We start from the raw sequence: 23564 nt of genomic DNA, 5'->3' as shown, positions 1-23564 counted from the left end.
CCGGAACTCGGCGGCACCCGCGGCGGCCACGTCGACCCCCGTGACGCGGTCCTCGACGACCCGCGGGCCGGCGCCGGGCGTGGTGCCGGATGGGACCGGGACCGCGCGTCGGCGGGCAGCACCGTCTGGGAGGCCATCGTCGAGGCGGAGCGCGAGTACTACGACAGCGGCGACGACCACCGGGTCCCGTTCCCGACCTTCTACCCTCGTCGGGTCTTCGCCCTGGCCGGCTCTCAGATGCTCGTGGGACGGCGCAGCGAGTCCCGTGGCATCCATCCCGACATCGACCTGTCCGGAGCGCCGGAGGACCCGGGGATCTCCCGCAGCCACGCCCTGTTCGAACTGCTGCCCGACGGCGGTTACGCGGTCCGCGACCCGGGCTCCACCAACGGCACCCGACTGAACGACGAACCGGACCCCATCGAGCCCGGCCAGCCCGTTCCGCTTCGTGACGGGGACCGGGTCTACCTGGGCGCCTGGACGCGCATCACATTGCGCGCCCGCTGATCTACCAGGTCGCCTGCCGCTGTCCGGGGCGGCAGGCGACCCGCCGATCGGATCAGGCCAGATGCCAGCGCTGGCCCTCTGGAGTGTCCTCCACGATCAGGCCGGCGGCTGCCAGTCTCGACCGGATGGCGTCGGCTTCCGCGTAGTCCCGTCGGGCCCGGGCCGCGGACCTCAGATCCAGCACGACCTGCATCGCGCCGTCCAGCGCCGGCCTGAACTCGGCACCTGCGGTGGGCCACTGCTCATGCGGGTCGAGACCGAAGATGTTCAGCATCCGGCGGGTCACGTCCACCCACCCGGCCAGCTCCCGGCTGTGGGCCTTCGACAGCACCTGGTTTCCCTGACTCACCGCGCCGAACAGGGCCGCCAGCGCACGCCCGACGGCGAGATCATCGTCCATGGCGATGGTGAAATCGGACCAGGCCCGCCGCGGGGTGAGCCTCGACTCACCACCCGGCCCGGGAACCGGCACCGGCCGGGCTCCGGCCACCGTCGGCTGCGCCCCTGCCACCGACGAGACGACCTCGTCGGCCGCCAGGGCCGCCGCCTCCCCGGGCCCGCCGAGGATGTCCAACGCGTTGCGGACAAAGGTCTCCACCCGGTCGTGGGCCGCGGTGGATTCCGCCAGTGCCTCGGCGCTGTACTCGAGCATGGACCGGTAGTGCGCGGAAAGCAGGTGATAACGCAGAACCTGCGGACGGACCGCGTCGAGGGCGTCGGCCACCAGGACGGAATTTCCCAACGACTTCGACATCTTCGTCCCGCCGGTCGTCAGCAGGCCGACGTGCATCCAGTAGCGCGCCATCTCGCCGCTACCGGGCTCGCCACCACCGGGCTCGCCACCACCGGGGCCGGGCGAATCGGCCGAAGCCGCGTTCGACGCCGGGCGGGCCGTGGCTGCGCAGACCGTCTGGGCCCGTTCGTTCTCGTGGTGCGGGAAAACCAGGTCGAGTCCGCCGCCGTGGATGTCGAAGACCGGGCCGAGGTATTTTCCGGCCATCGCAGAGCATTCCAGATGCCAGCCCGGCCGGCCGTCACCCCAGGGGGACGACCAGAACGGTTCACCGGGCCTGGCTGCCTTCCACAACGCGAAGTCGCGGGGGTCGGCCTTGCCGGGCTCGGCTTCCACGGACGGTTGCATCGCGTCGGGTCGCTGGTGGGACAGTGCTCCGTAGTCGGCGAACGCACCCACCCGGAACCAGACCGAACCGCCGCTGGCGTACGCGTATCCCCCCTCCACGAGGGCCGACACCAACGCGATCATCTCGGGGATGTGACCGGTGGCGCGCGGCTGGATCGTCGGGGGCAGGATCCCGAGAGTGCGGTAGGCGTCGTCGAACGCGCGGGTCTGCCGGGTGGCGAGCTCCCAGACCGAGGTGCCGTCCCGATCCGCGTTGATGATGATTTTGTCGTCGATGTCGGTGACGTTCTGCACGAAGGTCACCGAACGGCCGGACTGCACCAGCCACCGGCGCAGCAGGTCGAAGGGCAGCGCCGTGCGGATGTGGCCCACATGCGGGGCCGCCTGCACGGTGGGCCCACACACGTAGACGCCCACGTGACCGGGGCGTAGCGGCTCGAATGGCCGCACACGCCGCCTGCGCGTGTCGTAGAGGTGGAGACCCATCTGTCAAGGGTACGGCCCCCGCTCGATCGACGGGACCCAAGGGGAGGGTCAGCCGACCGTCAGTACCCGGTCCGCCACGACCCGGACGACCACCCTGACCTCATCCGGATCATCCCACCGGTACACGTCTCCGGTGTACTTCACCGACAGCCGGTCGATCAGTTCCCGGCCGCCCTCCTCGGTCAGGGTCGCGGTCCCGCGGACCTCGACGTAACCGTAGGGATCGCCCTGGTCGAGGAACATCAGTCCGACCCGCGGATCCCTTGCGATGTCGCGTTCCTTCGCACGTCCCCGCACCGTGGACAGCAGCAGTTCGTCCTCATCGCGGTCCACCCACAGCACGGTCATCCGCGGCGAGCCGTCGGGCTGGATCGTCGCCAGAACGACGTAGGTCCGGGCGTCGGCAAGGGCCCTCACCGGCTCGGGAAGGCGGTCAGCCATCAGACTCCTCGGGGAGGGGCCAGGGTCGGCTCACCCTCTCATCTCCGCGCCGGCACGCAGTCAGTCGATGACAAAACGGCATATCCGCGCCTGGCGGGCCCGCCGTCAGGCGCGGATGACGAGCGCGGTCGCGATGGCGGCCAAGCCTTCGCCCCGCCCGGTGAGGCCGAGTCCGTCGGTGGTGGTGGCCGACAGGCTCACCGATGCGCCCAAGGCCACGGACATCGCCTTCTGCGCATCCTCGCGACGCCCGGCCATCCTGGGCCGGTTCCCGATGACCTGGACCGAGACGTTGCCGATCGCCCAACCGGCGGCACCGAGAAGCCGAGCCGTCTCAGCCAGCAGGACCGCGCCCGATGCACCCGCGTACTCCGGTCGGTCCGTGCCGAACACCCGACCCAGATCACCGAGGCACGAGGCGGTGAGAAGTGCGTCACAGGCCGCGTGTGCGGCGACGTCCCCGTCGGAGTGTCCGGCGAGCCCGGTCTCCCCCGGCCATTCCAGGCAGGCCACCCAGCACGGCCGGCCGGCGGCGAACGGATGCACATCGACCCCGACGCCGACCCGGGGCAGGATCACCGTGTTCACCAAGCTGGACGCGGGGGCCTGCCGGCTGATGGGCGCGGCGTCCACGACGGGCTCGTCCCACCGCGGGCCGCCGGTCATCCGCCACTCCGGGCGTCCGCGGACCGGGCACCCGCGAACTGAGGCTCCTCGGACCGGGCACCCGCGAACTGAGGCTCCTCGGACCGGGCCTCCGCGGGCCGGGCGTCGTCCGCGGGGTCGCAGCGGGCGAGTAGCGCCTCGGCGAGCACGAGATCCGCCGGTCGAGTCACCTTGAATGCCTCCTGCGCGCCGGGAATGGTCGTCACCGGCACTCCCAGAGCCTCCACCAGGCCCGCATCGTCGGTCACGGCGATGTCCTCGAGCGCATACGCGGCGCTCAGCACGTCGCGGCGGAATCCCTGCGGGGTCTGCACGGCTCGCAAACCGTCCCGCGGCGGGGTACGCACCACCCGCCCGTCGGCGTCCACCTCCTTGACCGTGTCGGCCAGCGGCACGACGGGAATCACCGCGGGATGTCCGTCGAGCACCGCAGCCGCCACCGCGTCGACCAGCTCGGGGGGCGTCAGCGGCCGGGCGGCGTCGTGGACCAGTACCACGGAGACGTCGTCGTCCACGGCTCGCAGGGCGCGGCGGACCGAATCCACCCGCTCGGCGCCTCCGGCGATCACATACACGTCCCCGCCAAGCAACTGGGCCACGGCATCGACCAGCGTCGGTGGCGCCGCGACGACAATCTGCGTCACCAGCCTGGAGCGACGCAACGATTCCACCGTGCGCACCAGCATGGGCCTGCCCCCGAGGGCTCGCAGCGCCTTGGGAGTACCTCCCCCCAGCCGCTCACCCCGGCCGGCAGCCGGCACGATCGCCGCCGCCCGGGGGCTCGCCACCGGCAACCGGTGACCTTCGCCCACCACAGGACCTCCCGTGTGCCATCCGCCACGAGGGCCTGGCCGATCCAGCCGGCTCGGCGCGAGCCGCCGGTGGGCGCAACACCGCCCACCACCGTCTCGACGCCCACTCAGCCGGAACCTGAGTCGGCAACGCGCTCGGGACGGCGGTCTCCCGGAAAGAGAATGCCTTTCCGGATTATCATGCCGTGCCGAATAGATCGCCTGTCGGCCGGACGAATTACGCCTGCGCCAACGAGCCCACGATCATCCGGCGAGAACCTCGTCGAGCATGGCCTCCGCCTTGTCCTCGTTGGTGCCCTCGGCGAGCGCAAGCTCGCTGACGAGGATTTGCCGGGCCTTGCTCAACATTCGCTTCTCGCCCGCGGAAAGACCGCGTTCGCGATCGCGTCGCCACAGGTCACGGACGACTTCAGCCACCTTGTTCACATCGCCGGAGGCGAGCTTCTCAAGATTTGCCTTGTACCGTCGCGACCAGTTCGTGGGCTCCTCGGTGTGCGGGGCGCGGAGCACCTCGAACACCCGTTCCAGCCCGTCCTGTCCGACGACGTCACGCACCCCGACCATACCGACGTTGTCGGCCGGAACTCGGACAGTCAGATCGCCCTGAGCGACCTTCAGCACGAGATAGAGTTTTTCCTCGCCCTTGATGACGCGAGTTTCAATCGCGTCAATCAGAGCAGCACCATGATGCGGGTAAACAACGGTCTCGCCGACTTGGAACGCCATGTGTCACGTGCCCCTTCCGCCTCTACCAGCGTAACACGCACGCATCGCCGCAGGTCAGACGCACGCTGCAGGTACCAAGACCAGCAACGCCAAGGTGAGGGACCCGGCGCCGCCTTCCGGCCACCCGCTCCGGAGGACGGACACCCAGGGACACAGATCCGCCCAGCCACCCGTCAGATCGCCGCGCACCGACATCGAAGATGTCCTACCAGGTAAAATGGGTAACGATCCGGCGAATGTTGGCTATACGTTGAGCGCGGGCCGCGTGGCGAACCCCCGGCGCGGGCCGGCACGGGGTCCCGCCCGGGCCCCGGCCCACCCGACCGGTCCCGCCGTGACGCATCTCGACACACCGGACACACTGCGTTACATCGCGATACATCGCTATGTAACGGTCATCTCGTCGTGAAATGGGCTATCACCACGGAACGGACGGCGCCCGCCGGGTCGCCCGACAGGTCGTGACTCCCCCCACGCCGTGATGCTGCCCACGTCCGGGGTCGCTCGGACCGATCGCCCAGGCCAGCCGGCCCGGATAGGGCGCCGAAATCCGGCCCGGGCGTGCTCCTGGGCCGGATCCGCGGGTCCCGTACCGCCCACAGCCGCCGCACGTGATGCCCGGGGATGGCTAGTGTTAGCCCCGCACGGGTGAGTCGGGAGACGGACCGTCTTAGACCGAATCATCCGGGCACCGGGGGTGACCCCTCCGCACCGGTTACGACGGCCGGCGGTGGAGGCTGCGCCACCGGTGGTCGCTCCCCGGGGCGACCGTCAACCAGCACCGGTGCGCACCCGAGGCACCGGTCTCGCGCAGGAGGAGCCACCGAGCTGTGAGCCGCCGTCTGGGTGCCCGTTTCACGTCAGCCACACCCGCCGTCGGCGGGGCGTCCGCCGCCCCGGAGTCGGGCCACGACGCCGGCCGACAGTCCACCTTCAGGCGGCGCATCGCCTCCCACCGGATCGGTGTCGCGCTCCTGGCCTCGGTGGTCGGGTCCGCTGGCCTGGCAAGCTGCGCTTCCGGCAACGACGCGGTGACAAACCTCGCCCGGACCACGACCAACAGCGTCTCGAGCGCCGTCGGCAGCATCACGCTACGCAATGTCTATGTGGCAGGCCCGCTGTCCCGGGGAGACTCCGCACAGATCGTCTCGGCGTTCTTCAACGCGGGCACCGAGCCTGACACCATCATCGGCGTGTCCTCCCCCCTGGCGGCGGGCGGCAAGGTCCCGAGCCCCGCCGAGCTGCCACCCGGTTCCGGGAAGATCTTCATTGCCGACGGCTCCGCGCCGACCCTGCAGAACGTCCAGCAGAACCTGTTGATCGGGTCCCAGGTGCCCGTCACCATCACCTTCGCCAAGGCCGGCAGCATCACCCTGGACGTCCCGGTAGAGCAGCCCGCGCCCGGCGCCTCGGCTGCGCCGGGCGCGGTCACCGGGACGCCGCGGGCAGCGCAGTCCGCCTCGCCGTCGGCCGGCGCCACCACCGCGGGCTGACCCACCACTGGGCTGACCCACCCAGCGGGATCCGGCCGAGGTATCCCCATTCGCGGGTACCCGACGCCCGGGAACCCATTCCGCGCGCCGCTGTCGCCGACATGTCGGACCAGCGGACTAACGTTGCGTCCATGGCATCCACTCGCCCGTCGGCCGGCGGTCGCCCGTCGAGTCGTGCGGCCTCAGGCGGGTTCCGGTGTAACAGCTGCGGCTCGGAGTCCGTGCGGTGGGCGGGACGATGCTCGCGCTGCCAGGAGTGGGGCACGCTGGAGGCCCAGGCCCCCGCCCCACGCCGGGGGGCCGGCTTGGTCGCGGGGGGTCGTTCCGCCTCGTCCGCCGCAGTGACGGCACCGGCTCTGCCGGTCATGTCCGTTGACGTGACCGCGACGCGGCGTCGTCCGACCGGGATCGACGAGCTCGACCGCGTGCTGGGCGGCGGCCTCGTTCCCGGCGCCGTGATCCTGCTCGCCGGGGAACCGGGGGTCGGCAAGTCCACCCTGTTACTGGAGGTCGCGGCCCGCAGCGCCGCCGCCGGTGCCCGCGCCCTGGTCGTCACCGGGGAGGAGTCCGCGGCGCAGGTCAGGCTGCGGGCGGGTCGGACGGGCGCGCTGCACGAGGACCTGTGGATCGCCGCCGAGACGGACCTCGGCGCCGTCCTGCGTCACGTCGAGGAGGTCTCACCGGCCCTGCTGGTGGTCGATTCGGTGCAGACCATCTCCGCGGCCGGGGTGGACGGAGCCGCGGGCGGGGTCACCCAGGTCCGTGAGGTCACCGCGGCCCTGATCCGGACGGCCAAGGCGCTGGGACTCGTGACGGTGCTTGTCGGCCACGTCACGAAGGATGGTCTGGTCGCCGGACCACGCCTCCTGGAACATCTGGTCGACGTGGTGCTGCACTTCGAGGGCGAGCGGCACTCCGCACTGCGCCTGGTCCGCGCGGGCAAGAATCGGTACGGACCAGCCGACGAGGTCGGCTGTTTCGAGATGGACGATTCCGGTATCCATGGCATCGCCGACCCGAGCGGGCTGTTCCTGTCCCGGTCCGGCGGCGCGGGGCTGGAGGCGGTGCCGGGAACCTGTGTCACCGTAACGGTTGAGGGCCGACGGCCACTCGTCGCCGAGGTTCAGGCCCTGGTGGCGGAAACCTCGGCGCAGATCCCCCGGCGCGCCGTGTCCGGGCTCGATCCGGCCCGGGTGGCGATGATTCTCGCCGTGGTCGAGCGCCGGGCGAAGGTGCGCTTCGGCCGGGCCGACGTGTACGCCGCGACCGTCGGCGGGGTTCGGTTGGCCGAGCCCGCGGCGGACCTCGCGACGGCTTTGGCGATCGTCAGCGCGGCCAGGGACCGTCCGTTGCCTGCCGATCTCGTCGCCATCGGCGAGGTCGGCCTGGCCGGGGAGGTCCGCGCGGTGGGCTCGGTACGCCAACGGCTCGCCGCCGCAGCCCGGCTCGGCTTTCGCCGGGCGCTCGTTCCGGCGGACCCCGGCCCGGCTCCGGACGGCATGAAAGTCACCGAGGTACCCGACCTGATCGGCGCGATCAGCAAAATGCATGAAGCATAGAAAGTGTGTATTTTTCTAACCATATCGGTACTTCACGATGAGGTGGACCCCACTGGCTCCCGTCGCCCCGATAGCATCACGACAGTGGTAATGGGAGACGGTGGGGGAAGCCAAGGAGCTGAGGGAGCCTGATGGCAGGACCACCCGGAGACGACATCTTCCGGGCGACACTGGCCGCGGTCGCGCCCGGAACCCCCTTTCGCGACGGTCTGGAACGCATCCTGCGCGGGCACACCGGCGCACTGATCGTCCTCGGCCACGACAAGGTCGTCGAGGGTCTGTGCACCGGCGGCTTCGAGCTCGACGTGGAGTTCTCGGCGACCCGGCTGCGTGAGCTGGCCAAGATGGACGGCGCGATCGTGCTGTCGTCCGACCTGCAGCGCATCGTCCGCGCGGCGGTGCATCTGGTGCCGGATCCGACGGTGCCGACAGAGGAGTCCGGCACGCGGCACCGAACCGCCGAGCGGGTCGCCAAGCAGGCCGAGTTCCCCGTCATCTCGGTCAGCCAGTCGATGCACATCATCGCGCTGTACGTCGCCGGGCGGCGGTACGTGCTGGACGGCTCGGCCGCCATCCTGTCCCGGGCGAACCAGGCCCTGGCTACCCTCGAGCGTTACAAGCTGCGGCTAGACGAGGTCGCGGGCACCCTGTCCGCGCTGGAGATCGAGGACCTCGTCACGGTCCGCGACGCGATCTCGGTGAGCCAGCGGCTGGAGATGGTGCGCCGCATAGCCGACGAGATCGAAGGCTACGTCGTCGAACTCGGCACCGACGGCCGGCTGCTGTCCCTGCAGCTCGAGGAGCTGATGGCCGGGGTCGAGACCGAGCGTGAACTCACCGTCCGCGACTATCTGCCGATCGGGTCGAAGGCGGGGACGCCCGCGCAGGTCCTGGGTGAGCTGTCCGCGATGTCTCCGACCGACCTGCTCGATCTCACCGTCCTCGCCCGGGTGATCGGATTCTCCGGCGGGGCGGACATCCTGGACCGGCAGATCAGTCCACGCGGTTACCGCATGCTGGCGAAGGTGCCCCGGCTGCCACGGATGGTGGTCGACCGGCTCGTCGACCATTTCGGCACCCTGCAGAAACTGCTCGCCGCCGGGGTCGACGATCTGCAGGCCGTTGACGGCGTCGGGGAGACCCGCGCCCGAGCGGTCCGCGAGGGCCTCTCCCGGCTCGCCGAGTCAAGCATTCTCGAACGCTACGTATAGTAACGCTGCACACGGTAATGCTACGTGTGGTAGCCGAAGGCGACGGGAGGCCGCCTGCCGCCTCCGGCCGGCCTGGTCGCCTGGCACGATGGCGGGAATGACCAGCACAGCCAGCCCAGCCGGCCCAGCCGGAATCAGCAGCGCGTCCGGACCACTGGCCGATCTCGTCCTGGACTGGTTCGCCGTCTGTGGCCGAGACCTACCGTGGCGCCGTCCCCTGACGAGCCCCTGGGCAATCATGGTCAGCGAGGTGATGCTGCAGCAGACCCCGGTCAGCCGGGTGCTGCCGGTCTGGGAGGCGTGGCTGGACCGGTGGCCGACGCCCGTCGCGCTCGCCGCCGAGCCGGCCGGGGAGGCCGTCCGGGCGTGGGGCCGGTTGGGCTACCCCCGGCGCGCCCTGCGGCTGCACCAGGCGGCGACCGTCGTCGTCGAACGGCACGACGGCGAGATCCCCCAACACCTCGACGATCTCCTCGCGCTGCCCGGCATCGGGACGTACACCGCGCGGGCGGTTGCCGCTTTTGCCTTCCGCCAGCGTCATCCGGTCGTTGACGTCAACGTGCGCCGGCTGTTCGCCCGGGCCGTCGAGGGAAGAGCCGACCCGCCGGCCACGGTCAGCCGCCGCGACCTGGTCGAGATCGCGGAGCTGCTGCCGCCGGACACCGAGACGGCCGCCCGGGCCAGCGCCGCGTTCATGGAGCTCGGCGCGCTGGTCTGCGTTGCCCGGGCGCCTCGCTGCACCGCCTGCCCCCTGTTGGGACGGTGTGCGTGGGTGTCCGCGGGCAGCCCGCCGAGCGCGGGACCCGCGCGCCGGCCCCAGGGGTACGCCGGCACCGACCGCCAGGTCCGCGGCCGGCTGCTCGCCGTCCTGCGTGACGCCAGTCCGGCGGTGGGTCAGGAGATCCTCGACCAGGTCTGGGACGATCCGGTGCAGCGGACCCGCGCCCTCGCCGGGCTGATCGACGACGGTCTTGTGGTACGGGTGGCGCCGGGCGTCTACGCGCTGCCCAGCTGACGTCCCTGCGGAAGGGCTCAACCCGGATCGGGAACGGCGCGGAAGCGGTAGCCGACCCCGCGGATGCTCTCGATGACCGTTGGCTGGCCGGCCGTCTCGCCCAGCCGCCGCCGCAGCCGCCGCACGTGCACGGCAAGCGTGTTCGTCTCCGTCTGCGCCGAACCCCAGACCTCCCGCAGCAGCGTCTCGCGCGGGACGACCCGGCCCGCCTGTTCCAGGAGCAGCGCGAGCAGCCGGAACTCCCGCGGCGGGACCGGGACCACGGCCCCGTCGAGGCGGACCTCGTGTGCCGCGCGGTCCAGCTGCACCCGTCCGCCGCGCAGCACCTCCGGCTCGTGCATCCGAGGCGGATACGTTCCGGCCCGTCCGATTCCGATGAACCCCACCATCGCGAGGACCTCGGGAACCCGGTACGGCTTGCCGACGCAGGCGCTGGCCCCCGCGTCGAGTCCGGCGGCGGCTCGCGGCCGGTCATCGGGGCCGACCGCGAGGAGAATCGGCACGTCGTCGTGACCGGGCACGCTACGCACCGTCCGCACAACGGTCACCCCGTCCACCACGGGCAGCCGGGCACTGATCAGCAGCGCGGCCGGATGTCGCAGACCGATCTCCAACAGGGCCAGCGCCCCGTCGGCCACCACGCTGACCTCGACACCGTTCTCGACGAAGGCGTCGAGCATGCCGTCGTCGACGTCCTCGTCCGCGATCAACAGCGCCGGGAAGCTCCCCGGCCCGGTGCCCGTCGTCCGTCTCCGCGGCCCACCGGACGGGCCGCGGTACCGACGTCCGTCGGCTGACGGGTCTACTGCCGCGACCGCCGGGTCCTCGCCTGCCGAAACCGCCGGGCCTGCCGAAACCGCCGGGTCCTCGCCTGCCGAGCCACGGTCTTGCCCCCCCGGTTGACCGGCCCCACACGGTACCGGGAGCATCCGCGCGTCCTGTCCGCCAATCCCCCCGGCCGTCAGCCGAACCGTCCGGAGATGTAGTCCTCGGTCCGCTTTTCCTTGGGGTTGCTGAAGATCTGCGAGGTCTTGTCGTACTCGACGAGGCGGCCGGGGTCGCCGGTCTTCTCCAACGAGAAGAAGGCGGTCGAGTCGCTGACCCGCGACGCCTGCTGCATGTTGTGGGTGACGATGACGATGGTGAAGCTCGACTTCAACTTCGCGATCAGATCCTCGATCGCAAGAGTGGAGATCGGGTCGAGCGCGGAGCACGGCTCGTCCATCAGCAGGACCTGCGGCTCCACCGCGATCGCCCGGGCGATGCAGAGCCGCTGCTGCTGCCCGCCGGACAGGCCCGCGCCCGGCCGGCCCAGCCGGTCCTTGACCTCCTCCCAGAGATTCGCGCCCCGCAGTGACTCCTCGACCCGCTCGTCGAGGAGCGCCTTCTTGCGGACCCCGTTCAGCTTGAGCCCGGCGATGACGTTCTCGTAGATGGACATGGTCGGGAACGGGTTCGGTCGCTGGAAGACCATCCCGACGGTGCGGCGGACGGCCACCGGGTCCGTCCCGGGCCCGTACAGATCCTCACCGTCGAGGAGCACCTGCCCCTCGACCCGGGCCCCCGGAAGCACCTCGTGCATCCGGTTGAGCGTGCGCAGCACCGTCGACTTTCCGCATCCGGACGGCCCGATGAATGCGGTGACGTTCTTCGGCTCGATGGTCAGGTTCACGTCGGCTACGGCTTTGAACTTCCCGTAGTACGCCGTCAGCCCGGAAACGTCGATGCGGGTGGCCATGGCTACCTCGACTCACGATCTTCCTGGATGCTGTTTCAGATGATCGGATCAGATGGGATGGGATGGGATAGGACGCGAGAATGGAATAGGGCGTGATCTGTGCCACGCCGCCGTCCCGAGCCAGGGCCATCACAGCCGCGAGCGTCCGGCGATCAGACGAGCGATGAAGTTGAGCAGCATGATGATGATGATGAGTACCAGGGCGGCGGCCCAGGCCCGGTCCACCGCCGCCTGCTGCGGCTGGCCGGCCTGCGAGTAGATGTACAGCGGCAGTGCGGACTGTTCCCCGGAGAACGGGTTGGCGTTGATGAGGTTCGTGCCGAAGACGGTCAGCAGCAGCGGCGCGGTCTCGCCGGCAACGCGGGCGACCGCGAGCATGACGCCGGTCACGATCCCGGGCAACGCGGTGGGGACGACCACCTTGAGGATGGTCCGCCAACGCGCCACCCCGAGGGCGTAGCTGGCCTCCCGCAACTCGTCCGGAACGAGCTTCAGCATTTCCTCGGCGGAGCGCACCACGATCGGAATCATGAGCACCGTGAGGGCCAGGGCACCCGCGAATCCGGAGAAGCCCTGGTGAAGGGCGAGGATCCAGAACGCCAGGATGAACAGACCCGCGATGATCGAGGGAAGACCGGTGAGCACGTCGACAAAGAAACTGATCACCCGGCTGACCCGGCCGCGGCCATATTCCACCAGGTAGATGGCCACCAGCAGACCGAACGGCACGGCCAGCAGGCTCGCCAACGCGACCTGCTCCACCGTGCCGATGATCGCGTGGTAGATGCCACCGCCGACGTCACGGGCACCGATGCCGTTCATCGAGTGCGTGAAGAACCCGGGGCGCAGCCGCCTCGCACCCTTCTCGATCACATTCACGAGCACCGCGAGCAGGGGGATGACCGCTAGCAGGAAGGCGGCGTAGACCAGGTTCGTCGCGAACCGGTCCCGGGCCCGGCGGGCGCCCTCGACCAGCGTCGAGGCCACGGTCATCGCGAGGATGAAGAAGACGGCGACCAGCAGGAGGAACTGGATCCTGCTGGAGATCGAGGTCACCAGATAGATCAGGACCGTCAGGACGACGGCACCGGCAGCGGCGGCGAGCGGTACCCAGCGGGGCAGGACCCGGCCCCGCAGCTGCAGCCGGTCCTCACCGCCCGCGACGGCGCTACCGGGAACGGTCGCGGTTTTCATGCGGCGCTCCCCGAGAACTCACGCCGCCGCGCGATGATGGCGCGAGCGATGATGTTGACCAGCATGGTGACGATGAAGAGCACGAGACCGGACGCGATAAGCGCACCGCGGCCGATGTCGTTGGCCTCGCCCCATCCGTTCGCCACGTTCGCGGCGATGGTGTTACCGGCCGGCGCGAGGATCTGCCAGGAGATGTTGAACGACGCCGGCAGGACCAGGGCAACCGCGATGGTCTCGCCCATCGCCCGCCCGAGGCCCAGCATCGAGGCGCTGATGACGCCCGGCTTGCCGTAGGGCAGGACGGCGGTTCTGATCATCTCCCAGCGGGTCGCGCCCAGCGCCATCGCCGCCTCCCGATGCGCACTGGGCACCTGCAGGAACACCTCGCGGGACAGTGCGGCGACGATCGGCAGAATCATGATCGCGAGGACGACACTGGCAACGAAGATCGACCGACCGACCCCGCGATCGGTCTCGAACAGCGGGATCCACCCGAAGTAGTCGGTCAGCCAGCTCTGGATGCCCTTCATGTGCGGCGCGAGCACGAGCAGCCCCCACAGGCCGTAGACGACGCTCGGCACGGCCGCCAGCAGATCGACGATGTAGCCGAGGGCGGAGGCCATCCGGCGCGGCGCGTACACCGTGATGAACAGAGCGATACCCACCGCGACCGGAACAGCGATAATCATTGCGATGGCAGCGGTGATCATCGTGCCGAACAGCAGTGCGGCGATGCCGAAAACCGGCGGCGTGGCGTTGGGGAACCACTCCTCCGTGGTGAAGAAGTTCCCGGTATTGGCGCCGATGGCATCGGTGGCGCGCAGTACCAGGAAGGCCGCGATCGCGGCGATCAGTACCAGCAGCCCGACCCCGGCCGTGCGGGTGGCATTCTTGAAGATCAGGTCAGCGACGCCGACCTTGGCCTTGCCTGTCGAGGTGTCCGCCAGCCCGCCGGCCGGCCGATCACCTCCCGATGGGGCCGTCGCCGAAGCGGCACCCCGAGACTCGGCGTCCGCCGAGCTGTCCGGCTCCGTCGTCATGAGTCCTCTTCCCCTGGTGCTCCGAACTCGACTTCCCGCTCGTGAGATGCCCTGGCCGTCACCGTCTTGGCTGGTCTGGTGCTGCTGGTCTGGTGCTGCTGGTCTGGTGCTGCTGGTCTGGCCTGAATGCGCTGGCCGTTCCCGGCTGCTCCCACCGTCGTCGTCAACGAATGACGGGCCCGCGGTGGGGCTGTTCACCCCACCGCGGGCACCGGCTAGTCCGATCGGAGCTGCGTCAGATCGACGTCAGGACAGCTTGTCAACCACCGCGCGGACCCGAGTCGCTACCGAGTCCGGCAGCGGCGCGTAACCAAGGTCGGCGATCGAGGACTGGCCCGCGTCCGACGCGGTGTAAGTCAGGAAGGACTTGACCAGCTTGGCCTGGTCGGCCGGGAGACCCGTGGTGCAGGCGATCTCGTAGGTGACCAAGTAGATCGGGTAGGCCCCCTTGGTCGACGCGGTGTAGTCGAAGGTGAGCTTCAGATCGTCACCGCTGGCAACCTTCGCGGTGCTCAGGCCGAGGGAGGCACCATCCGTGCTCGCCTTGACGTACTCTCCGGCACCGTTCTTGACCGCGACCGTGGACAGCCCGGCGTTCTCCGCGTAGGAGAGCTCCGTATAACCGATCGAGTTCTCGGTGGACTTCACGGTCGCAGTCACCCCGTCGCTGCCCTTGGCACCCTGGCCGCCCGGGGCCTTCCAGTCCGAGCCGGAGTCGAAGGTCCAAGCGGCGCCGGCCGCGCCCTTCAGGAACTTGGTGAAGTTGTCGGTGGTGCCGGAACCGTCGGACCGGTGCACCGAGGCAATCGGCGCGTCAGGCAGAGTAACCCCGCTGTTCTCCGCCGTGATCGCCGGGTCGTTCCACTTGGTGATGGCACCGGAGAAGATCTTCGCTATCGTCGGGGCAGACAGCTGGAGCTTGTCGACACCCGAGAGATGGTATATAAGCGCGACCGGGCCGACCACCATCGGCAGGTCGACAGCCGTACCGGGGGTACAGCGCTTGTCCGCGTCGGTCTTCTGCTGGTCCTTCAGCGCCGAGTCGGAACCAGCAAAGGAAACCTGCTTGGCGACGAACTGCTGCCGACCGGTCGAGGACCCCGTCGACTGATAGTTGATCTTTGCTCCGTCGCAGGCGTTCTGGTACGCCTTGACCCATTCGTCCATCGCGTTCTTCTGCGCGGAGGAACCCGATCCGGTAATGGAGCCCTTCTCGCAGGCGATCGCGCTCGCCCCGTTCGACGGCTTCGCCTCGGTGCCGCCGGAGTCACTGTTGTCGTCGGTGCCACACGCCGCCACAGTGAGCAGTGCCACCATTGCAGCCCCGATGGCGGCCTGACGCTTGCCTCGGTTCACGAGCAGCCCTTCGTTCTTGCGCGCTACGGCGCCGAATCGTCCGCCCCCTGGACTGGGGCGCCGACGAGAATCGAAGCCACCCCGAATGAACGTAAGGTGAACGTCCGCGAACGCGGACCCATCACCAACCGGAACACATCCATATCACCGGCTTCGTGGTTGGTTAGCCAGCCAATGGCCAATCCGATCATGACTGTGCGCATCAAATGATCGACAGATAGCCACTCTCGCCCATCGTTCCGAACATCACGCCACGCCCGGAACGCCGTGAACAAGTGACCATCGGTCACGGACGGGAGCGTGACGAGAACGGATGGAAGCGGACAAGAACGGACAGGAGCCCAATGAGAACGGACAGGAACAGGCGAGAGTCTGACAGGAAGAACGCCGAGCCGCTCGGAACTTGATCATTCACGGTCATCGAGCGGCATCGTCGCTGTCAACCTTCCGACGCAGCAAGCATCGAAAGTTCACCGACGCGTGTCATGTCCGGCCCGGGGCGCCGCGCCCTGCGACGCAGCGGGACGGAGCCGGCGAAGCGGCCAACCCGCGCGCCGCGCTACGCAGCTGATCAGGACCTTCGTCTTCTGTTACCAGACGTCCACTCTGAGCACAGATCTCCGGTAGCCAACCCCGCGTTCGCGTGCTTTGCTGTAAAGCAACATCGATGTGGCTGACAGCATCAACGGCGTAGCCGAAGCAACGGCGTAGCCGAAGCAACGGCGTAGCCGAAGAGCACCACGACCCGTCCGTTCCACCCGACCAGCGCATCCGCCTGCGCCCGCCCACCGGGAGCCGTCCCGCCCGGCGATGAAGCGCGCCACGGCCAGCCACCGCCGCGTGGCGGGACGACGATGTCCCGTCACGCGGCGGATCGGCGGGGTCCGGCAAGCCGCAGACCGCATGGCGCGGGGCCCGCGGGTACCGCCGCGTCCGGTTGGCCGGATGACCCGGGGCCGGCGCTGCGCACCCCGTGCCGGCGGCACCAACCAGACGCGGCACGACATGCGACACGACAACGGAGGACGACCAGAACATGAACACCGTCGATAACGACGATCTTCTACCGGAACCCCGTCCGGTCATCGGGGGACGGCCACGGTCACTGGCCGAGGTGGTCACCGTCAACGATGGCTTACTCGTCCAACACGAGCTGCTCCTCGCCCCGGGAGCCACCGCTGCCGACCTGACCACCGCGATGATCCTCGTCCCCCCCACGGCCGCGCTGGTCAGCCATCACGGCGACGTGGACGTCTCACTGGTATTCCAGGAGGTTTCGCGGGATGCTCGGCGCGGGGTCGACGGGCAGCCAGTCGGACGCGGCGGCGATCCGGGCCGGACCTGAACCGTCCACTCTGGCGACCGTCCACTCTGGCGACGGGCCGTCAGCCGGGACGACCGCAACCGGCGCGAGGCGCCTTCCGAGCGGCATCCGGGGGCGCCCGCCGGGGCGGGGACCCAACAGGTGCCGGTCCCCGGGGCCACGAGCCGTGGTCGAGGCAATATCGTGGCGGGGTGGCTGTACTCACCTCCCGCTCGACCGACTTTCCGCGCTGGTATCAGGACGTGCTCGCCAAGGCCGAGCTGGCCGACAACGGCCCCGTCCGCGGGACGATGGTCATCCGACCGTACGGCTACGCGATCTGGGAACGCATGCAGGCCGAGGTGGACTCCCGGATCAAGGCCGCCGGGGCCGTCAATGCCTACTTCCCCCTGTTCATCCCCGAGAGCTACCTGCGCCGGGAGGCCGAGCACGTCGAGGGCTTCAGCCCGGAGCTGGCGGTGGTCACCATCGGTGGCGGCAAGGAGCTGGAGGAGCCCGTAGTCGTCCGGCCCACCAGCGAGACCGTGATCGGCGAATACCTGGCCAAGTGGACCCAGAGCTACCGTGACCTGCCCCTGCTGCTCAACCAGTGGGCGAACGTGGTCCGGTGGGAGCTGCGTCCCCGGCTGTTCCTGCGCAGCAGTGAGTTCCTCTGGCAGGAGGGCCACACCGCGCACGCCGACGAGGCCGATGCCGCGGCCTACGCCCGTCGGATCGCGCTCGAGGTCTACCGCGACTTTATGACGCAGGTACTGGCGGTCCCGGTGTTCGTCGGAGTGAAGACGCGCCGGGAACGGTTCGCCGGCGCGACCAACACTATGACCTGCGAGGGCATGATGGGCGACGGCAAGGCTCTGCAGATGGCGACCAGTCACGAGCTCGGCCAGAACTTCGCCCGTGCCTTCGACATCGACTTCCTCGGCGCCGACGGAGCCCGGCATCTGGCGTGGACGACGTCGTGGGGCTGCTCGACCCGGATGGTCGGCGGGCTGATCATGGCACATGGCGACGACAACGGCCTGCGTGTCCCGCCCCGGTTGGCGCCGACGCAGGTCGTGGTCCTGCCGGTGCGCGACGAGGAGACCGTCGTCGCGAAGGCCCGCCAGATCGCCGCCGCGCTGACCGACGCCGGTCTTCGGGTGCAGGTCGATGCCCGTCCCGGGCTGTCCTTCGGCCGGCGGGTCACCGACGCGGAGATCAAGGGCATCCCGGTACGGGTTGAGGTGGGTCCGCGGGACCTGGGCGCGGGCAACGTCACCCTGGTGCGCCGGGACACCTCCGAGAAGGTGCCGGTGCCGCTGGCCGAGGTCGCCGCGCGGGTGCCGGTGCTGCTGGGCGAGGTGCAGGCCGACCTGTACGCCGAGGCGCTGGCCCTACGCGAGAGCCGGACGACGGACGTCGCCACCGTTGCCGAGGCCGCCCGGGCCGCCCGGGCCGGCTTCGCCCGGATCCCCTGGCGCCTTGTCGGCGAGGAAGGCGAGGCCGAGCTCGCCGAGGAGGCGCTCACCGTGCGGTGCATCCAGACACCGGACGGCGGGATCCCCGAGGCCGGCAGCGACGCCGACGACCTCGTCTGCCTGATCGCCCGCTCCTACTGACGTCCAAGATCCCTGGCGTGGTGGCCGTCCGGGGCAGAGACGATCAGCCGCGCAGACGGGCGGGGACCGGTCGGCGGCGACCGTAGAAACCCAGGTCATTCGTATCTTCACGAACGTATCTTCACGAAGCTTGGATGATGGGACCGGGTTAGGGGTCGTCGTCTTCGTCCACGAAACGTGGCGTAATGCGTACCGCGGTGAGTCCGCCGCCGCGCGGACAAACCGCGCCCGTCCTTCGAGAAGCGGGTTCGATCTCCCTCGAGGTGCCCCTCGGAGGCAGATCGGGACCGACGTCGAGATCGATTGTATGGCCGGCGCCTCGGGATCAGGCCGTCGATTCGGCGGGGCTGGCCAGCACCTCGTTCCCGAACTCTTCGGACTTCTCCGGCGAGGAGGAGATAACCGTCCCCCGGTGCTCACCACGGCAGATCGCCGTCATCGCGCCCCGCTGTTCGATATCGAAGATATGCAGCGGCATACCGAAGTCACGGGCCAGGATGAAGGCCGACTGATCCATCACCCGGAGCCCGCGGCTGATCACCTCGTCATAACTGAGGTGCGAGAAGAGCCTGGCCCCTGGATTGATCTTCGGATCGCTGTCGTAGACGCCGTCCACGCCGTCCTTGGCGGCCAGCACCGCGTCGGCATTGAGCTCCAGCGCCCGCTGCACCGCCGGGTAGTCGGTGGTGAGGAAGGGCTGGCCATTGCCGCAGGCGAGGATGACCGTCGCCCCCTTCTCCAGCAGGTGTACCGCCCGCAGCCGGATGTAGGGCTCGGCCACCGCTGGAACGGGCACCGCCGTCATCACCCGCAGGTTGTCCTCGCCCAGCGCGGTGAGCTTCCCCCGGAGCAGCAGACTGTTGATGACAGTACTCAGCATGCCGATATTGTCGGCTTCGACCCGGTCAATACCCCACCGGTCCGACTGGTTACCACGGAAGAGGTTCCCGCCGCCGACGACGATCGCCACCTCCACGCCGGACTGGCGGACGGCGATGATTTCTCGGGCGAGGTGCTCCAGCGCGTTGGAATCGAAGCCGAATTCGGCGGAACCGGCGATCGCGCGACCGCTCAGTTTGACGACCACTCGGCGGTATCTCGTCACTGTCTCCCGCTTCCCCTTTTCCATGGTGCGATCTTAACGCAGGCGGGCAATGATCGATCATGAGCCCATGACCCCTCGGGTACACGGTAGAGCACCCGGCTCCCGGGCACGTCGCACGACGGGCGCGCCCGAGGGATTCCGCCGACGGCGGACCGTACCCGCAGCACCTTTCGCCGGCCGGGCACCGACGACCGCCGTCGCGATCCACCGCTATCCGGCTCCGGGCGGCCGGAGGTCGGGCCCGGCGGTGCGTGGACGCCGGCGGTGGGGACGAGGCGGCGGCGATGGATCAGCATCCCGCGCCCGGCCGGCACCATCAACATCGCCCAAGGACTACGCCGCCACTCCCGCCGATCCGAACGACCGCTCCACACGATCACGAATCTGGATTACCGACAGACAACTTTGCCGGAGCCCGGCAGGAGAATACTGGATATGCTCAAGCCGAGGCCGTCGACGGTGAGTGGCGCGACGGATCAGATACCGCAGAGGAGCACTGTTGCGATGTTCTTACCCGGAAGGCCGTCGTTATTACGGTCGACTGCACTGATCTCTATCCCGATTAGCCTGATCGGACTGGTTGCGTGCACCGGTTCGGAGGATTCCACCGGACGCACCGGAACAGCTGCCTGCGCCACACCGGGTATAACTGAGACCGAGATCAAGGCCGGCGTTCTTTTCCCTGACACCGGGCCGTTCGCGCACAGTATGCGCGCGTTCCGGGCCGGAATCGATGCACGTTTCGGCGAAGCCAACGCCGCAGGCGGCGTCAACGGGCGGAAGATTGTCTACAGCTGGCGGGATGATGTCTCCGACCCCCGGTTGAACCTCGCCGCGGCCCGCGAGCTCGTCCAGAAGGAAGAGGTCTTCGGCATCATAGAAGGACTGGGTGCGGTCTCCGGCTCAGCCCAGTACCTCGCGGATCTGAACGTGCCGATCGTCGGGCTGGGAGCCGAACCCGTCTGGGCCGCGCACGAGAACATGGTCTCGTGGCATCACTATACAGTTCCGGCCGGGTCGTCCACCGTCTGGGGGGATTTCATTCGCGGTGAGGGGGGAACCCGGAGCGCCATGGTCGACGTAGCGTTGAACGCTGCCGTGCACGACTATCATCGGCAGCTCGTTGACAGCCTGCAAGCGGCCGATGTCAGCGTGGACATAAACTTCGAGGTGACCGCGGAGACGACCAGCTTCGAGGCGTTGGCCAGGCAAATGAAGGCGGCTAACATCGACACCCTTACCGGCGTCATCACCCCGGACGTCCTCACTCAGATCCTCCCCGCGGCCCGTGCCGCCGGCGTGAACCTCAAGACGGTGCTCCTCTCGCTCGGCTACGATCGGGCCCTGCTGACCGATCTCGGCCCGGCCCTGGCCGGCACCAACATCTACATCAGCTTCGTCCCGTTCGAGCTGAACACCCCCGCGCATCAGCGGCTGCTCGCCGCGATGACCCGCTACTCTCCGCAGACCCAGCCGCCGGAGCAGGAAAGCGCGGTCTTCGGTTGGTTGTCCGCCGATCTGTTCCTGCACGGCCTGCAAGCCGCCGCCGCCTGCCCGACCCACCAGTCGTTCCTACAGGGTCTGCACTCCGTGCACGACTACGACGGCACTGGCCTGCTCCCCAAGCCGGTTGATCTCGCGAAAAACCGCGGTCAACTCAGCAACTGCTATTATTTCATGCGCATCAGCGGCGACGGCAGTCATTTTGTACCGCTGCAGTCCACGGCCCGTTGCGGTAATTTGATCAACTGAACAACGCGCCTTCCGTGGGGAGCCTTTCGGCCTTCGCCTCGATCAGACCGCCGAATCCTAGCCGCGCAACGCGGCAGGGCGGCGATCGACCGAAGACGGCAGCAGGCCGATCGGTGCCCTGCCAGCGCCCAGCTGCCGGCTCGGTGCCCGCAGCCGAGGAGGATACACGGGTAAGGGAGAGCGGCCGTGGGGTGGACGGGCAATCGGGTAGGACGCTCAAGGACCGGCCAACCCCCCTGGGCGGCAAGAGCCCCGCCTCCCTGCTGGGGAGACGGGGCTGCAACGCGTCATCTGGTCGGGGTGGCGGGATTCGAACCCACGACCTCTTCGTCCCGAAGCAATGATCAGCCCGCTTTGACCTCATCCGCCCGGATCCTGGCTCCGCCGTGGCAGTGTCCTGGCGTCCACGGTAGTCCACCGGTGTCCATGGGCGATGTCACCCAGTTAGACACCCAGCTCCGCCCGGCCTCCCCCGGACCCGAGTGCCAAGCACCCTTGCGCAGCGCCGCCGCGCCCCGCCACCCACCGTCGTAGGAGTTCGTACCGATGGCGTCATCAAGCGCTACCTCCCCCCGGAGGCCTGTGCATGGAGATAACCGGGCGTCAGCGCTGCGCGTACCTGTGCCGTTGCAGGTCGTCATGAACCGTTCCGGCGAAAGTTGATAGGTCACGATCCGTCCGCTGGACACGGAACGGTGGCGCGGCGGGGTGATCTCAACGTGTGAGCGAGTCGAGCGGTGGCACTCCATGCTCCAAGTAGGCTTGCCCGCCGCGGCTTCGGACTGCCACCGCCGATCTGATGCGTCGGCTGAGGCGTGGCGGAAGGAAGTCCGGGAGGTCCTCTGTCGCGACGAACCGCCAGCCGGTCAGTTCGTCGTCCTGGAGCACGATCGCGTCCTGCCAGGATTGCGGTAGCACGCCCCCGTCGAACAGGAAGAGCAGCTTGTCGCCTTCGCGTTCGGCAGGCGCCCAGTCAACGGCAAGCATTTCCCCGATGACGGGGGTGATCCCGAGTTCTTCCCGTACCTCGCGGATACAGGCGTTTCGGGGCGACTCGCCCGGCTCGACGTAGCCACCTGGCACATCATGACCCCGCTTGTACGAAGGTCGGACGAGAAGAACCCTGCCGTCTTCGTCGAAGAACAAGGCACCCGCCGAGACTCGGGGCGTTGCCATTGGTGGCATCCCGTCAGCCATAGCGGTAGACCACGGGACTGCGGTCGGCGCGAACCGCCCGACGGGTGACCTCCAAGATGCGATCCTCCTGGTTGTAGCAACGTCGCCAGATGAGCAACACGTGCTGGTCAGCGGCAAGGTCAAGGCGTGCCCGCTCGTCATCCACGGGCGCTCGCTCCGACACGGTGTCCTCCCACCGAAGCTGATGTCCAGCTTCGGCCATGCGGGAGTACATGCCACCCGGACCGGTATCCGACTTGCGGAGCACTGGGACTTGATCGACAACGGCGGGCGAGAACCACGTAACGGCCACCTGGATCGGCAACCGCTCACTGTCGACCACCTTGCCCTGGGTCCGGTTCCGCTCCAACACCGCCGTGCCCACGGGCACGGCGAGCCACTGAGCAACCTCGGTCGTCGCTTGGATGTCGCGGATGGTGGTGTCGGAGTAGGGCTCCGCCCCTGCGGTGAGCATGCTGAGCGGGAACCCACGCCACGTGCCAACCTGCCTGGTCACGTCGGAAGCGTGACGATTGACTCTCCCGGGTCTCTGTACGAGCGCACCGCGCTTCGGTACAAGCTCGACAAGCTCTCTCTCCGCGAGCATGTTGAGTGCGCGCCGCACCGTGGAGACGACCACGCCGTTCGCTTCGGCGAGCGTGGCCCAGGACGGTAGCCACTCCCCTTCCGGGAAGTCCCCTTCTTCGATCTGTCGCGCAAGCGAGTCGGCCAGCTGCTGCGCCTTCTCCGGCTTCCGTGGCATGCCCTCCCCTCTCTGGTTGACGTGCATGACGTCAACCGGTGCGGCTACAGGCTACGAGCGGTGCGTTGGACGCTGCCGGTTACAAAACCGACGCGTCCCTACGTTAGAGCTTGACAAGTCCTAACGATGCCCCTAAGTTCGCCTACGAACACAACGAAGCGGCCCCGCCGGAGGTGCCACTCCGAGCGGGGCCGGATCCGACCTGTGTAGGAGGTCAGACCTTGTTCAAGCATGCCCTGTCCCGGCCGATGCCGGGTGATGACAACGGTCGGCCGTGGCCGACGTTGCCGGACGACCCGGAGCCGAAGAAGTGGGTCGTGATCGTCGATGGCAACGGCAAGCCGAAGGGTGGTGGCCGCTGATGTCGCGGTTCGCTCGGGTTGAGTGGCGTACCTGCACCAGGTGCAGCGCGAGCTACAGCGCGGAACGGGGGCACCCGGGGTGCCGGGCCGGGACGAGGG

General features: G+C 68.9%; 22 protein-coding genes. 9 read left to right on the top strand and 13 right to left on the bottom strand.

Annotated elements, in window-relative coordinates; translation table 11 throughout:
- On the top strand, window positions 1-507 hold a 507-nt coding region (locus AC08OO_RS07665; protein ID WP_476618366.1), incomplete at its 5' end, for an FHA domain-containing protein.
- A 52-nt stretch (window positions 508-559) separates the two neighbouring features.
- Here AC08OO_RS07665 and AC08OO_RS07660 read toward each other — a convergent pair.
- The 5 genes from AC08OO_RS07660 to AC08OO_RS07640 all read right to left on the bottom strand — a co-directional run bounded on the left by AC08OO_RS07660 (window position 560) and on the right by AC08OO_RS07640 (window position 4779).
- Complete coding sequence (locus AC08OO_RS07660) at window positions 560-2134, bottom strand: cysteine--tRNA ligase (RefSeq protein WP_476609003.1); 1575 nt, start codon at window positions 2132-2134, stop codon at window positions 560-562.
- Window positions 2135-2182: 48 nt separating this feature from the next.
- Window positions 2183-2575: a PPOX class F420-dependent oxidoreductase gene (locus AC08OO_RS07655; RefSeq protein ID WP_011438607.1), complete on the bottom strand. Its 393-nt coding sequence runs from the start codon at window positions 2573-2575 to the stop codon at window positions 2183-2185.
- A 105-nt stretch (window positions 2576-2680) separates the two neighbouring features.
- Window positions 2681-3241 carry a 2-C-methyl-D-erythritol 2,4-cyclodiphosphate synthase gene (gene ispF / locus AC08OO_RS07650; RefSeq protein WP_011438608.1) on the bottom strand — a complete coding sequence of 187 codons (561 nt, stop codon included), beginning with the start codon at window positions 3239-3241 and terminating at the stop codon, window positions 2681-2683.
- Window positions 3238-4053: a 2-C-methyl-D-erythritol 4-phosphate cytidylyltransferase gene (gene ispD, locus AC08OO_RS07645; RefSeq protein WP_476618365.1), complete on the bottom strand. Its 816-nt coding sequence runs from the start codon at window positions 4051-4053 to the stop codon at window positions 3238-3240. Before ispD ends, ispF begins: the two co-directional genes overlap by 4 nt.
- A 243-nt stretch (window positions 4054-4296) precedes the next feature.
- The gene (locus tag AC08OO_RS07640; RefSeq protein ID WP_006545253.1) at window positions 4297-4779 is read right to left on the bottom strand and encodes a CarD family transcriptional regulator; all 483 of its coding nucleotides are present in this window, start codon (window positions 4777-4779) and stop codon (window positions 4297-4299) included.
- Between the two features lie 830 nt (window positions 4780-5609).
- Here AC08OO_RS07640 and AC08OO_RS07635 point away from each other — a divergent pair.
- From AC08OO_RS07635 to AC08OO_RS07620, 4 genes are all read left to right on the top strand, one after another.
- Window positions 5610-6272: a copper chaperone PCu(A)C domain-containing protein gene (locus AC08OO_RS07635; RefSeq protein ID WP_476609001.1), complete on the top strand. Its 663-nt coding sequence runs from the start codon at window positions 5610-5612 to the stop codon at window positions 6270-6272.
- 101 nt (window positions 6273-6373) lie between these two features.
- A complete protein-coding gene (gene radA / locus AC08OO_RS07630) occupies window positions 6374-7831 on the top strand; it encodes a DNA repair protein RadA (protein ID WP_476609000.1) in 1458 nt (485 codons plus the stop codon).
- 131 nt (window positions 7832-7962) lie between these two features.
- Window positions 7963-9042, top strand: coding sequence for a DNA integrity scanning diadenylate cyclase DisA (disA, locus tag AC08OO_RS07625; RefSeq protein WP_011438613.1), 1080 nt, complete (start codon window positions 7963-7965; stop codon window positions 9040-9042).
- Between the two features lie 88 nt (window positions 9043-9130).
- Window positions 9131-10057 (top strand): HhH-GPD family protein, encoded by a 927-nt coding sequence (locus tag AC08OO_RS07620; RefSeq protein ID WP_476608999.1) that lies wholly within the window; start codon window positions 9131-9133, stop codon window positions 10055-10057.
- 17 nt (window positions 10058-10074) lie between these two features.
- On the opposite strand, the gene AC08OO_RS07615 is transcribed toward AC08OO_RS07620, so the two are convergent.
- From AC08OO_RS07615 to pstS, 5 genes are all read right to left on the bottom strand, one after another.
- Window positions 10075-10986: a response regulator transcription factor gene (locus tag AC08OO_RS07615; protein ID WP_476618364.1), complete on the bottom strand. Its 912-nt coding sequence runs from the start codon at window positions 10984-10986 to the stop codon at window positions 10075-10077.
- Window positions 10987-11018: 32 nt separating this feature from the next.
- Window positions 11019-11795, bottom strand: a complete 777-nt coding sequence (pstB, locus tag AC08OO_RS07610) for a phosphate ABC transporter ATP-binding protein PstB (RefSeq protein ID WP_476606677.1) — start codon at window positions 11793-11795, stop codon at window positions 11019-11021.
- A 129-nt stretch (window positions 11796-11924) separates the two neighbouring features.
- Window positions 11925-12989: a phosphate ABC transporter permease PstA gene (gene pstA / locus AC08OO_RS07605; RefSeq protein ID WP_476606678.1), complete on the bottom strand. Its 1065-nt coding sequence runs from the start codon at window positions 12987-12989 to the stop codon at window positions 11925-11927.
- Window positions 12986-14029 carry a phosphate ABC transporter permease subunit PstC gene (gene pstC, locus AC08OO_RS07600; protein WP_476608996.1) on the bottom strand — a complete coding sequence of 348 codons (1044 nt, stop codon included), beginning with the start codon at window positions 14027-14029 and terminating at the stop codon, window positions 12986-12988. Before pstC ends, pstA begins: the two co-directional genes overlap by 4 nt.
- A gap of 246 nt (window positions 14030-14275) precedes the next feature.
- Window positions 14276-15385 carry a phosphate ABC transporter substrate-binding protein PstS gene (pstS, locus tag AC08OO_RS07595; RefSeq protein ID WP_476606680.1) on the bottom strand — a complete coding sequence of 370 codons (1110 nt, stop codon included), beginning with the start codon at window positions 15383-15385 and terminating at the stop codon, window positions 14276-14278.
- A 1036-nt stretch (window positions 15386-16421) separates the two neighbouring features.
- Here pstS and AC08OO_RS07590 point away from each other — a divergent pair.
- Both AC08OO_RS07590 and proS read left to right on the top strand, forming a co-directional pair.
- Window positions 16422-16730 (top strand): hypothetical protein, encoded by a 309-nt coding sequence (locus AC08OO_RS07590; protein WP_023840709.1) that lies wholly within the window; start codon window positions 16422-16424, stop codon window positions 16728-16730.
- A 170-nt stretch (window positions 16731-16900) separates the two neighbouring features.
- Window positions 16901-18307, top strand: coding sequence for a proline--tRNA ligase (gene proS, locus AC08OO_RS07585; protein ID WP_476608995.1), 1407 nt, complete (start codon window positions 16901-16903; stop codon window positions 18305-18307).
- A 325-nt stretch (window positions 18308-18632) separates the two neighbouring features.
- Here proS and pyrH read toward each other — a convergent pair whose 3' ends face one another.
- Entirely contained in the window at window positions 18633-19436 is an 804-nt protein-coding gene (gene pyrH, locus AC08OO_RS07580) for a UMP kinase (protein ID WP_023840711.1), read from the bottom strand.
- 435 nt (window positions 19437-19871) lie between these two features.
- Between pyrH and AC08OO_RS07575 the strand changes: the two genes are divergently transcribed.
- On the top strand, window positions 19872-21164 hold the full coding sequence (locus AC08OO_RS07575) for an ABC transporter substrate-binding protein (protein WP_476618363.1): 1293 nt from the start codon (window positions 19872-19874) through the stop codon (window positions 21162-21164).
- A 714-nt stretch (window positions 21165-21878) separates the two neighbouring features.
- On the opposite strand, the gene AC08OO_RS07570 is transcribed toward AC08OO_RS07575, so the two are convergent.
- On the bottom strand, window positions 21879-22340 hold the full coding sequence (locus AC08OO_RS07570; RefSeq protein ID WP_476618362.1) for an NUDIX domain-containing protein: 462 nt from the start codon (window positions 22338-22340) through the stop codon (window positions 21879-21881).
- 13 nt (window positions 22341-22353) lie between these two features.
- Entirely contained in the window at window positions 22354-23103 is a 750-nt protein-coding gene (locus tag AC08OO_RS07565; protein WP_476608992.1) for a GntR family transcriptional regulator, read from the bottom strand.
- A 221-nt stretch (window positions 23104-23324) separates the two neighbouring features.
- On the opposite strand from AC08OO_RS07565, the gene AC08OO_RS07560 reads away from it, so the two are divergent.
- Window positions 23325-23465 carry a hypothetical protein gene (locus tag AC08OO_RS07560; protein WP_160323692.1) on the top strand — a complete coding sequence of 47 codons (141 nt, stop codon included), beginning with the start codon at window positions 23325-23327 and terminating at the stop codon, window positions 23463-23465.
- The last annotated feature ends 99 nt before the right edge of the window (window positions 23466-23564 follow it).

It is taken from the genome of Frankia sp. CeCAU1 (genome assembly GCF_977971845.1).
The sequence above is the reverse complement of the archived record's forward strand: the minus strand, read 5'-3'. Positions and strand labels throughout refer to the sequence as shown.